Source organism: Buttiauxella sp. A111 (genome assembly GCF_014189855.1).
Classification (GTDB): Bacteria; Pseudomonadota; Gammaproteobacteria; order Enterobacterales; family Enterobacteriaceae; genus Buttiauxella; species Buttiauxella selenatireducens.
Genome location: NZ_BJFN01000001.1, coordinates 486230 through 498434, shown reverse-complemented (window position 1 = coordinate 498434; position 12205 = coordinate 486230). Strand labels below are relative to the sequence as shown.

The 12205-nt window shown below is 45.6% G+C and carries 12 protein-coding genes; 8 read left to right on the top strand and 4 right to left on the bottom strand.

Annotated elements, in window-relative coordinates; all coding sequences use genetic code 11:
- Positions 1-198: 198 nt before the first annotated feature.
- Positions 199-771 carry a VOC family protein gene (locus BSPA111_RS02270; RefSeq protein WP_183269588.1) on the top strand — a complete coding sequence of 191 codons (573 nt, stop codon included), beginning with the start codon at positions 199-201 and terminating at the stop codon, positions 769-771.
- Positions 772-799: 28 nt separating this feature from the next.
- Here the strand turns inward: BSPA111_RS02270 and BSPA111_RS02265 are convergent, their stop codons facing one another.
- Positions 800-1942: a MalY/PatB family protein gene (locus BSPA111_RS02265; protein ID WP_183269587.1), complete on the bottom strand. Its 1143-nt coding sequence runs from the start codon at positions 1940-1942 to the stop codon at positions 800-802.
- 89 nt (positions 1943-2031) lie between these two features.
- On the opposite strand from BSPA111_RS02265, the gene cutC reads away from it, so the two are divergent.
- Complete coding sequence (gene cutC, locus BSPA111_RS02260) at positions 2032-2781, top strand: copper homeostasis protein CutC (RefSeq protein ID WP_183269586.1); 750 nt, start codon at positions 2032-2034, stop codon at positions 2779-2781.
- A gap of 851 nt (positions 2782-3632) precedes the next feature.
- Here cutC and BSPA111_RS22595 read toward each other — a convergent pair.
- Positions 3633-3758 carry a hypothetical protein gene (locus BSPA111_RS22595; RefSeq protein WP_255459213.1) on the bottom strand — a complete coding sequence of 42 codons (126 nt, stop codon included), beginning with the start codon at positions 3756-3758 and terminating at the stop codon, positions 3633-3635.
- Between the two features lie 694 nt (positions 3759-4452).
- On the opposite strand from BSPA111_RS22595, the gene BSPA111_RS02255 reads away from it, so the two are divergent.
- From BSPA111_RS02255 to fumD, 6 genes are all read left to right on the top strand, one after another.
- Entirely contained in the window at positions 4453-5502 is a 1050-nt protein-coding gene (locus BSPA111_RS02255) for a hypothetical protein (protein ID WP_183269585.1), read from the top strand.
- 581 nt (positions 5503-6083) lie between these two features.
- On the top strand, positions 6084-7223 hold the full coding sequence (locus BSPA111_RS02250) for a D-alanyl-lipoteichoic acid biosynthesis protein DltD (RefSeq protein WP_183270266.1): 1140 nt from the start codon (positions 6084-6086) through the stop codon (positions 7221-7223).
- Positions 7224-7350: 127 nt separating this feature from the next.
- Complete coding sequence (locus tag BSPA111_RS02245) at positions 7351-8472, top strand: MBOAT family O-acyltransferase (RefSeq protein ID WP_183269584.1); 1122 nt, start codon at positions 7351-7353, stop codon at positions 8470-8472.
- Positions 8469-9905 carry an AMP-binding protein gene (locus BSPA111_RS02240; protein WP_183269583.1) on the top strand — a complete coding sequence of 479 codons (1437 nt, stop codon included), beginning with the start codon at positions 8469-8471 and terminating at the stop codon, positions 9903-9905. The genes BSPA111_RS02245 and BSPA111_RS02240 overlap by 4 nt, the downstream gene beginning before the upstream one ends.
- 18 nt (positions 9906-9923) lie before the next feature.
- Positions 9924-10142, top strand: coding sequence for an acyl carrier protein (locus BSPA111_RS02235; protein WP_183269582.1), 219 nt, complete (start codon positions 9924-9926; stop codon positions 10140-10142).
- A 97-nt stretch (positions 10143-10239) separates the two neighbouring features.
- Positions 10240-10452, top strand: a complete 213-nt coding sequence (gene fumD / locus BSPA111_RS02230) for a fumarate hydratase FumD (protein ID WP_183269581.1) — start codon at positions 10240-10242, stop codon at positions 10450-10452.
- A 32-nt stretch (positions 10453-10484) separates the two neighbouring features.
- Here fumD and cmoB read toward each other — a convergent pair whose 3' ends face one another.
- Both cmoB and cmoA read right to left on the bottom strand, forming a co-directional pair.
- Complete coding sequence (gene cmoB / locus BSPA111_RS02225) at positions 10485-11456, bottom strand: tRNA 5-methoxyuridine(34)/uridine 5-oxyacetic acid(34) synthase CmoB (RefSeq protein WP_183269580.1); 972 nt, start codon at positions 11454-11456, stop codon at positions 10485-10487.
- Entirely contained in the window at positions 11453-12196 is a 744-nt protein-coding gene (gene cmoA / locus BSPA111_RS02220) for a carboxy-S-adenosyl-L-methionine synthase CmoA (RefSeq protein WP_183269579.1), read from the bottom strand. Before cmoA ends, cmoB begins: the two co-directional genes overlap by 4 nt.
- Positions 12197-12205 lie beyond the last annotated feature (9 nt).

Sequence of the window (12205 nt, the reverse complement as noted above, 5' to 3'; positions counted from 1 at the left end):
TCGTTGGGGATAAAATAAGGGCGTAAGTATAACTGTATTTAACCTCTGTAGTCAGCAAAAGCCTTGCCCCGCGCGCCTTATACTACTATTAACGGTATAGGGATTAACCATTCGCAGCACGCAACCCTCGATGGGGGTTGGTGAAGCTGGATGAAAAAGGTAGATTAGCCCCCATTCGTGACATGAGAGGATAGGGCGATGGCCAACTGGCAGACAATTGCAGAACTTAATGATATCTCAGCGGATCTCCCGCGTTTTACTGAAGCGTTAGCAAGCCTTGCCGCTCGGCTTGATCTGGAGATTGCACCGCTCGACGCTGACCATATCTCATTGCGTTGCCATCAGAATACAACCGCCCAACGGTGGCGTGAGGGTCTGGAAAAGTGCGGCACGCTGCTCTCAGAAAATATCATTAATGATCGTCCGATTTGCCTGTTTAAACTCGACGAGCCGGTTTGCGTCGCGCACTGGAAATTTACCGTGGTGGAACTGCCGTGGCCGGGAGAAAAGCGCTATCCGCACGAAGGCTGGGAACATGTTGAAATTGTGCTGCCAGGCGACCCTGAAACATTGAATGCGCGGGCGCTGGATTTACTGTCTGATGCGGGTCTGCGCCAGACGGGGATTTCGGTGAAAACCAGTTCGCCAAAAGGTGAGCGGGAACGTCTGCCAAACCCAACGCTTGCGGTCACTGACGGCAAAGTCACCCTCAAATTCCATCCCTGGAGTATTGAGGAGATTGTCGCCAGCGAACTCGCGCCCTCAGTTTAAGCACTGAGTCCACGATATTCAGGCTGTCTTAACAGATTGATTGAACAGCAGCCTCCATTCGTTTAATGGCTTCTTCAAGGTTTGCCGATGTGCAACCAAAGTTAATACGCACGAATTTTGCCTCGCCAAAATCGGCGCCAGGCGAGAAGCCTAATCCGGCTTTCTGGAAGAACAGCGTAGGGTTGTCGACCGGTAAAGCCGTGGCATCGACCCATCCCAGATAAGTCGCCTGTGGAGACGCCATTTTCAAACCTGGCATATTGTTGATGGCGCACACCAGTCGGTCGCGATTGCGGCGTAAATAGGGCAATAACGCCTGCAGCCAGGTGTCACCATCGCGCCAGGCTGCGGTGGCGGCGGTAAGCGCCAGCACATCAACAGTTGGCACTATTCCATCGCGCGTCGTATTGAATTGCTGGCGTAAAAGCGGGTCAGGAATAATCGCAATGGATGCGCCAAGACCGGCAATATTAAAGGTTTTGGATGGCGAGAAAAGGGTGATGGAACGACGCTCTGCATCAGCGCTTAGCGTGGCAAAAGGAATATGTTGCAAACCCTCGTCGAGCAACAAATCACAATGAATTTCATCAGAACAGACAATTAAATCGTGACGTTGCGCGAAGGCGAGCTGTTGCTGCAACTCTTGGCTGCTATAAACCGTGCCACCAGGGTTTTGCGGATTGCACAACATCAGCAATTTTTCTTTGCCGGTAAGCTGGGCTTCGAGGGACGGTAAATCCATAATCCAGCGCCCATTTTCAAGACGCAGTGGCGCATTGAGCTGTGGACGCTGGGCAAATGCTGACGATTTTTTGAAGGGAGGATAAATTGGCGCTGGCGCAATCGTTGATTCATCCGGGGAAGTGAAGGCCCGAACACAGACATTCATCCCTGCAACCACGCCCGGTAAAATGACTATCCATTCAGGCTTAATCTGCCACTGGTAGAGATTGGCCATGCGTTGAACAATTACATCGATCAACTCTTTTGGCCGGGCTCCATAGCCAAAAACACCGTGTTCAACCCGCTGGTGAAGCGCATCAATAATGCAGGGTGGTGAACGAAAATCCATGTCCGCAACCCACATAGGTAAAACATCATCACTGTATTTATTCCACTTCGAGCTGTCGCTGTGACGGCGGTCGATGCCTTCATCAAAATTGAATGTCATGATTACTTACCTTTTTGTGATCCTGATTTCAGATTATCATTCTGAACCCGTGGCACAACCGCCAGGCTAAAGATTTTAAGGAGTAATCAATGCCTTTGCTTGAGATATGTTGTTATGGAATTGACTGTGCAGTCACAGCGCAACAAGCCGGAGCGGACAGAATTGAATTGTGTGCAGCTCCAAAAGAGGGCGGCTTGACCCCGTCAGCGGGAGTGCTGCGCCAGGTTAAGCAGCGAGTGTCGATCCCCGTGCATCCGATTATTCGCCCGCGTGGCGGCGATTTTTGTTACACCGATGCCGAGTTTGAAACCATGCTCGAAGATATCGCGTTCGTGCGTGAATTGGGATACCCAGGTCTGGTCATCGGCATGCTCGACGGCGAAGGGCATGTTGATGTGGCTCGCATGAAGCAGGTCATGGAACACGCGCAGGGGATGGCCGTGACGTTCCATCGCGCGTTCGATATGTGCCATAACCCTCTTCAAGCGCTGGAGCAATTAACCGATTTGGGTGTGGCGCGGATCCTGACGTCAGGCCAGCAACAGAATGCTGAACTCGGACTTTCATTGCTTAGGGAACTAAAACAACATTCCCGTGCTCCAATCATTATGGCGGGTGCAGGCGTCAGGCTGAGCAATTTGAAAAAGTTTGTCGAACACGGTATTGACGAAATGCACAGTTCAGCCGGTCAGACCGTGGCGTCACCGATGCGTTATCGCAAAGCCGGTGTCTCAATGAGTGCTGATGCAGAAGCCGATGAGTTTAACCGCTACTGCGTTGATGGCGACGTGGTAGCCGCAATGAAAGCTATGTTGGTTGCAAGTGAATCTGCAACGTGAAGTATGAAGGCTAAAAGTTTTTGACCGTGCATCATGTCGCCCATGTGATGCTCGCTCGTACCAGGCCCCGGTGTTTTGCCGGGGCTTTTTTTATTTATATCAATAAGTTATGTTTGTTGTGGGGTGCTATTGGGGTGCCGACTCGAATAAAGCATCAAGCGTCCAAAAAAGAGAGGGTATGCCGCACCCGCCAGCGCGTTCAGTTCTACCCAAGCAAGCAGCCATGTGAAAATCAGCCGATATGCTGCGGCAGATTATCAATGCCAGGTTGGTTGATGTACGGCAGAGTAAGTCTGAATCAATCGAATAACAGGTAAAGAGGAAAGGTAAATAAAAAAGCCAGATACCGGGGGAGGATATCTGGCTCAAAGTAGAAGCCTAATTATTGCAAATTTAATACGCTAAAGTCAGCGAATTAACCGACGAGTCCAGTATACGCAACGCACGCTAATGATGTGTTGTTAAGTTAATTCTAATAAATCGAATTTGATATCCGAGCCTATGGCTGCCTCATGGCATCATGAACCAGGTGGATTCAATGCAGTGGTAGAGAATCTCAATTATACCCCTGCTGCGCTGGTGACTTCTTTACATTAGGGTGTTCAACACTATCGTGAAAAATATTAAACCGAGGAAAAGCGCAACTAGAATAACAGGCAAAAAAATCCCCGAACAGGTCGGGGATAAAGGACTCTCTCGAAAGATCTGCTATTTCTAGTTTTGCCTGAGGTAAGACCATAGTGTTTATAGAGTCATGTTGATACGGCCAATATCCTAAAATTTATCTGATAACAAACGGTATCGCTGATTGCATAACCAGCGACATGACAATCTCAGTAAACCAGATGTCTTCAGAAGCTAATGCCTGAACCAACCCCAATAGCCATACCGCTGTTACCGCCTGTAGCACCAACACCAACTCCACTGGAGCAGGACGCCAGAAGAAAGACGAGGCAAACCAGACTCAATAATTTCATACGATGTTCCTTCTTTTACGTTTTTTAATTTAATATTTAATTGATATGGCAGAAGGGAATGTATTCACCTAAAAGCATTTTGCAAGTAAATGCTAATAGGCCAGTCGTAACACTCGGATTCAGATTACTTAAACTGATTCTCTTGTAAAAAACAGGTAAAACGCGCCTGTTCTGCGTTTTACCTGCAATCACTGTCTGGCTTGATCTGAAGTTCCTGAGGGCATTGTGCCTGCGAAAATTATATTCCCCCTAAATTCTGGAAAGGTGACGATGGTCTGTCATTGACTCGGATGCTTTTTTTGTATCTTGATTTCAGATAGTTATCTAGAAGCCTGTCTCGGTAAAGACTGGAACAAAATAGTCACCTCCGTTAACTATGGAAGTATAGGACGTAGGACAGTAGGCGAGGGGGCGGATTAATGGACGGGGCAAGTAAGGGATAAAAAATTAACGCAAAACAATTTAAAACCACTGAGCGCCAATTCGCCTTGCGCTAATGTGTATTAAGTTTGAGCTGACCGCTTTCTCGTGCAACATAAAATCCAATCTTACAGTCAGCTTTGAGCGATGAGCGGACATCCCCCATTGTTGTATGAAAAACTATCTGGTAACAAGGTGGCATTAGTGTATCAATTGTCGGTAAACTTAGGTGTAATCACTGCACACCTAAGTTGAAGTAATAAAGGGTTAGACTTTGAGACTTAATGATGTAATCACAGACTGTATCAATCTTAAATTAAGTGGAACTGCAACGGATACTTTTATTCAATGCTACGGTGGCAATATACTGAGTAAAGACAAACCAGTTTTAGCAATTGAGGTTTCGAGCAAAGAAAACTTGATTTGGATGATGAAAGGAGCAACAAATGCTCATATTTATATCAACTCAAATGCTTTTCATATAAATGCATTGTATGAACCGACTGATCGTTTTCCTGCAGCACGAATTTATTTCGTGAAATCAGAAGATCTTTTTTGGGTTGGCCACATTGGTGCTTATATAGAGCAACACGGGATCAAGCTCGCGCCAGTGAATGACGACAACTTCTCGAAGCTCATTGATGATGCAGGGTATGCACAACGTTATAAGTCGTGGCACGAGAAAAGGAAAGCCGACTCTAGCTTATTTGATGGTTTACTCGTAGGGCGACTTCAAAATACTACCATAGATCAGGGCATCTGGCTGTCTTCTGGTGGACGTTGCCTTGTATGTGGTGAAAAAACCGATCGCATGGCAACCAGTACGGTTTGGGGAAAGTCCGGGATGATGATTGGTATGCAGTTGTGTTTGGCACACGAGACCGAATCTCAGAAGCAATCACTTCTTCTTAACTATCTCTCAAAGCATTTGGGGGGAATAGTTATGTTTTCAAATATGCGCCCACAGACTACTGAAGAAATGCTTGAGCAGACCTGTGAAATACTTAAAGTAAATTTCAAATGCACTATCGTGAAAGCTGAAAGGGAAACTGTAACCGCCCGAAGACTGTCCGGGATTTTCGTAGTAATCAGACACCAATCTCCGTCGAATTATGCCTATATAATTCTGGTCCCTGATGGAAAACAGTTGTCTAGAGTCGATTCTGCCAATCATCACAAAGTGCCTTACGGCCCGGATCATGTGCATTTTGATCTGCGTAAATCTACAAAAAATGTCGTCGAGGCAAGCTTTACATACGGAAATGTTGGTTTAGATATGAAACTACTTTTGAAGTTGATCCAAGAGGCAGAAGATAAATTATAAGATAATCTGATGATGTTAATAACGTCCGCTCCTGGCACAGAACTGCCTGTCAAATTAGCCTTGTGTCTTGATGTACCTGTGTCAGCTCAAATCTGAACTAATACAGCTAATGCATTACTACATGGTTACTTCCATCTCGCTTCATCGCACATCAGTTTTAAGCAGGAGCCTATCCTGAAGATTCAGATTGGTACATTACTCATAGACGCTCTGCTGCTGCGTCGTATCTAATGCCGCAGCAATGTTTTGAGATAAACGATGATCTGTGGGAGTTGAACCCACGGCACATACAAGAATCTCGTCGTCGCAAATGGTTACGCGCTGACGTATCAAATATCTCCCTTTCGCCATAATTTCTTCAAAATTGCGTGGCAGAGTATTCCTTCTCTCTGGCAATTCCCTTGTGGTTAAATTGTTATATCTTTGTTATGTAATTATTATTCTGTACATAGCGTTACATACCGATACCAATCACTCAATGACCCCTGCGGTCCATTTCTTTATGATCAAAATCCTTTAAAAATAGGCTGATAGAGTAATACTTTCTATTTTTATTTAATGCCGACAAAGTTGTGTTAATGATGAAAATAAATAAAGCTATTTTGTTGCATATTTCTATGGCGATCCTTGCCACTTTATTATTAACCCTGCCACCTTTTATCAATAGTTTATATACGCCGTTAAATTTTCAGCCGTTAATTAAAACAATGGAAGGGACACGCAAAGTTCAGGCTGAGAAAATAGCCACTATTTCGCATGCATTGAAGGGCAATGCGATCTTTTTCCTCGGGGCGTCTGAAGTCGCAACGTCTGAAAATGAGCATTTTGCAGTTTATAATTTTTTTAATACAATGCTGCATCACCCGACGGTTGCCTACGGTGATAGCTATGTTGACAATATGACGCAGCTCGCTTTATTGACGCGCTTTAAACAAGACCTTTCGCCAAAAACGAAACTGGTGCTGCTGATTGCACCGGATAGCTTCTATTTTGAGGGGATCCCGCCGACTATTTTTGCTGACCATTTTCCAGACACCATATTCAAACCATTGATGTCTGATAAAACCATACGGCCGATACTGTCTAATTATTTAATGCATATCGCTCCGAAGGATGTTGACCATTTAACCTTTAGTCAGATGCACATATTTGGCTGGCATTTCCATATTGTCTGGCGTGAAATAAAATATCAGTTTTCTTCATTCTGTGAATTGGTCAGAGATTATTATTTGTCATTGGTTCATATTCGTCACTCTGAGCCACAACCATGGCCGGTATTAAATAATAGCTGGCAAAACATTGACTGGAATGCGCAGCTTCAACAGGCACAGCAACTTAACCGTACTCGGCATGAAAGTGCGGCAACATTGTGGATGGATAAAGAAGTCTTTGATGATGTGAAAACGGCGGATGAGTGGTATCCCACACCGCCATCACAGCAAGAAATGCAGGCATTTACAGCCATGATAAAACTACTGCATGAGCGCCATGTCAACGTGGTGGTTATCATCGATCCACTTAATCCGTGGGCGTTAAAGCACACCGAAAAATTTAAAACGACTGATCGTTACATTCAGGCGACATTGAAAAAATTTAACACTCCCTATTTTGATATGTACAACCACAGCTATCAAGAGGGATGGAACTGGGATCGCCTTCACCCTACTGAGTTAGCCTGGGTAGCAATGGACCGTTATATCGCAGAGGCGTTTAATAAATGAAAAAAGCCATCCGTCTCTTTTTCCTTTATCTCTTTTTGCTGGCTACGGTAGTCGCCTGGTCATCAATTGATAACAGCATGAATTTAAAGCTGCACTTTGAATATCAGCAGTTTTAAGGAATAAGAAAATGTATACAAGCGCGCCTTTTTTCGCTGTGTTATTTGCCAGTTCACTGCTGTTTTCTGGGGCAAATCGTGTGCTGGGTAACCGGTTAAGCTATGCCTCACTGTTTTCTGCTTTTGCGATGTTTGCAGTCTGGGGATACATTTTTAAAAGCCAGATAACCATTCCGCTGCTGATGTTTGTCTATTTATATGGTATCGCCACGCTAAAAGACAAATTGTGGCTTAAAACCTGGCAGTCGGTCATCCTCAGTTTGTTGCCACTGATTTTGGTTAAATTACATCTGAATAACCATTGGGGAATGTTAGGCCTCTCCTTTATGACTTTCAGAGCGGTGGACGTTTTGCTCTATCGCAATAAGAAAGATTCCCGGGATTTCTTCCAGTATTTTAGCTATCTCTTTTTGCCCTTTATTATCCTGGCAGGCCCGATGTATCGCTGGAGGAGTTGGGTTCAGGATATTACCCAACCCAACTTCCGCTTAACAACTGACGTGTTCCTGCAATCCATGGAACAAATTTTCTATGGGATTGTGCAGAAGTTTCTGTTTGCCATGCTGATTGATAACTTCGTTATTAGCCACTGGAGTCATCGCCCCTTTACGCTGACGGTTGGCATCGTGATGTCACTGGCCTACAGCTTTTATCTTTATTTTGATTTTGCAGGCTACAGTAACATGGCAATAGGCGCAGGGCGTTTATTTGGTCTGAATCTACCAGCCAATTTTAACTTGCCTATATTTGCAAAAAATCCCCAGGATTTCTGGCGCAGATTTCATATTAGCCTGTCAGAGTGGTTGCGTGATGTTGTCTTCATGCCAATTTATATGAATTTGATGAAGGTAGAGTTCTTCAGAAATCATAAAGCGACGGCGCAAAATATCGGTATTTTTTGCACGCTATTTTGCATGGGGGCATGGAATGGGCTGGAGCTTAATTACGTCGTCAGTGGCGCGCTGTTTGGCGGGATTTCGGTTATTCATAACATGATTCTTTGGTTTGCAAAGCGCAGTCAAAAAATGAACGCATGGTTAAAAAAACCTTTAATTGTATTCCTGGGGCGGGTTTTGACACTGGCAAGTGCAGCAGCCTCTTTATATATTTTTAGCGGAATGTCTCCTGTATGAAGAATAATGATGAATTACAGCAGTTAAGCGATTATCTACGCACCGTGTTACTTGACCCGAAAAACACTCAGCAATTGGCGATAAGTGGCAGTGATAATAGCCTGACCTGGGGTGAGCTTAGTTCTGCCGTGGTTGACTGGGCTGAGCGTTTTGCCGCCCTAAATTTATCACAGAACATTCCTGTGGTGCTTTATGGCCATCAACAGGCTGAATTCGCTTGCGCCATTTATAGCTGCCTGTTGCACAATGTCCCTTATATCCCCGTGGATAATATTTATCCGGCAGAACGCCTGAAGGAAATCTGCGAATTAGCCAGCGCCCCTTACTATTATGATGTTCAACAGCATCGTTTTATATCCACAGGCGTAGTGGGGCAGTCACTGCAAGAGCCAGATTTGGCCTACATTATGTTTACTTCGGGAAGTACCGGTAAACCTAAAGGTGTCCAGATTGGCCGTGAAAGCGTCTGGAATTTTATGCAGTGGGTTCGCAGTGATTTTTGTTTACCTGTTGCTCCGGTATTCATGAATCATGCGGTATTCAGTTTTGATTTATCGTTGATTCCGCTACTGGGAAATCTGGCCACTGGCGGACATATCGTTCTTAATGCCAAAGAGGATATTACTGCGGATAGCTGGCTTGACCATCTGAAGCAGCAAAAAATTTCCGTGTGGGTTTCTACCCCTTCTTTCGCCTATCAGAAACTGCTCCTCGCTGAATTCCGTGCAGAATGTTTGCCTGATTTAAAGGTATTTATTTTTATCGGTGAAGTTCTGAGTAAAACGCTGGTAAAACATCTGCGCCGCTTGTTCCCTGATGCAAAAATACTCAACTCATATGGCCCAACTGAGGCAACAATTGCCACCACGGTGATTGAAATAAGCGACGAGATTTTGCAGGAAGAGGGCGATCTTTTGCCTATCGGCCAAATGATGCCACATTCAGAAATGGAAATTACCCCCGATAACGAATTAATTATCTGGGGAAAAAACGTTATGCGTGGCTATCTTGGCCTGGCTAAAGAAAATGCTGAAAAACTGCTGTGGAATGAAGATAAACAATGGCGTGGCTATAAAACCGGCGATTTAGGCCGTGCCACAAATGATGTCTTATATTGCCAGGGCCGAAACGACAGCCAGATTAAACTCAATGGCTATCGTATCGAAATTCATGAAATTGAAAACCGTTTGCTGGCGCTTTCAGGAGTCAGTGAAGCGGTTGTTTTACCGCTTACGAAGAAAGACGGTGCCGTTTTACGTCTGGCAGCTTTTTGCACATCAAAACTCTCTGAAAAAGAGATTAAAGCCAATCTTACGCAAACTTTACCCTCTTACATGGTGCCCTCGCAGATTGTCATCATGGATACCTTACCTCTTAACACCAACGGGAAAATTGACCGTAAATTACTCGATGTTCAGGCTCGTACCTGCTGATAATCTAAGGGCATAAATATGGAACAGAAAGTTTTAGCGATATTTGAAAATGTGTTGTCACGTAAAGTAGCGATGAACGATGAGCTAATTGAATCAGATATTCTCGATTCAATTACTGCAGTCGATATCGTTCTGGAGGTGCAGGCGGAATTTGGCTGTGCTATTCCACCGACTGACATTGCAAATATTCTGAAAACACCAGCAATGTTAACGGCATGGCTTGAAGAAAACGTCTAAAAATTAGATTTTTTAAGTTTTGGCCCCGGTAATTTACCGGGGTTTTTTATTTAATAAATTAAACGTGTTAGGCTCCCTCTAAATAACGGAGGGCAAAATGAATATCACTGACAAAGAGCTTTACGATGAGATGTGCCGTGTTGTCGGGAAGGTTGTACTTGAGATGCGCGACCTGGGTCAGGAGCCGAAACATGTTGTGATAGCGGGCGTGATCAGAACGATGTCAGCTAACAGTAAAATTCAGCGTTCAGAACTGACAAGTGCGGCAATGGAAGAAGTGATTCGTGCTCTGGGCTTTGCAGCGAAATAAAGCAGGCCACGAAAGGTGGCCTTGCTAAGAATTTACGGCTTACGGGCCACTAAAACGGCGCGTAGCGGAGCAGGGTAGCCTTCGATGGTTTTGGTCGGGTCGTTCGGGTCGAGGAAATCGGCCAGTGATTCGGTGGTCAGCCAACTGGTTTTGCGTTGTTCGTCGCTGGTTGTGTAACAATGGTCAACAATGCGAACATCGACAAAACCACATTTCTCCAGCCAGTTTTTCAACGCCAATGCTGACGGGATGTAATAGACGTTGCGCATTTGCGCGTAACGCTCACCCGGAACCAGCACGGTATTTTCATTGCCTTCTACGACCAACGTTTCCAGAACCAGCTCACCCTCTTTCACCAGTTGGTTTTTCAACTGATAAAGGTGATCGAGCGGAGAACGGCGGTGGTACAACACGCCCATCGAAAACACGGTATCGAAGATATTCAGTTCCGGGAGTTGCTCAATACCTAACGGCAGCACATGCGCACGTTGATCGTTACCCAGCAGTTTACGCACCGCTTCAAACTGGCAAACGAACAGCTGCATTGGGTCGATGCCTACCGCCAGATGCGCGCCCGCGCCAATCATGCGCCATAAGTGATAACCGCTCCCACAGCCGACATCCAGAATAGTACGTCCGGCGAGAGGGGAGATGTGCGGCAATACGCGGTCCCACTTCAGATCAGAACGCCACTCAGTATCGATGTCTACGCCATAAAGGGAGTATGGCCCTTTGCGCCATGGCATCAGGTTGCGCAACAGTTTTTCGATACCCAGCTTTTGGCCTTCACTCAATGGCTCTTGCGATTGCGCCGTCACGCTGTGCAATAAATCCAGGTGATGTGGCGTGAGTTCCGGCAAATACTCAACCGTGTTGTACCAGTGTTTGAATTGGCCGTGGAGGTTTTCTCGCTGCCAGGTCGCAATTTGTGCAGGCAGTGTTTCCAGCCATGGGGCTAAAGGGCTTTTCGCAATAAGCTGATAAAAATTACCAAAGTCGATCATGCAGATGTTCCTGATTTCAGTGCGACTAAAGAGCCAAAGTTAAAGCACTGGAACCATAATTCTGCGTGGTCAAATCCGGCTTGTTTGAGGCGTTTTTTATGTGTTTCGACAGAGTCGGTGAGCATGACGTTTTCCAGCATGCTGCGCTTTTGGCTGATTTCCAGCTCGCTATAACCGTTTGCACGTTTAAAATCGTGGTGCATGTTGAACAGCAATTCACCCACTTCACCATCTTCAAAGCTGAATTTTTCCGACAGCACTAACGCACCGCCAGGATTCAGGCCGCAATAGATTTTCTCAAGCAGCAACTGGCGGTCTTCGGGCTCCAGGAATTGTAGAGTGAAGTTCAGCACCACCATCGAGGCATTTTCGATAACGATATTGCGAATATCGCCTTCAATAACGTCGACCGGCGTTTGCGCTTTAAATGCATCTAAATGGCGGCGGCAGCGTTCGACCATCGCGGGGGAGTTATCTACCGCGATAATTTTGCAGTTCTCGTGATGAATATTACGACGCACAGATAATGTTGCCGCACCCAGCGAGCAGCCGAGATCGTAAACCTGGCTACCGGGTGCCACAAAGCGCTCTGCCAGCATGCCAATCATCGAAATAATATTGGAGTAGCCTGGCACCGATCGTTGAATCATATCGGGGAACACTTCAGCCACGCGTTCATCAAAGGTCCAGTCACCTAATTTGGCGATCGGGGCGGAAAACAATGTATCGCGGTCAGACATTACGTTAAA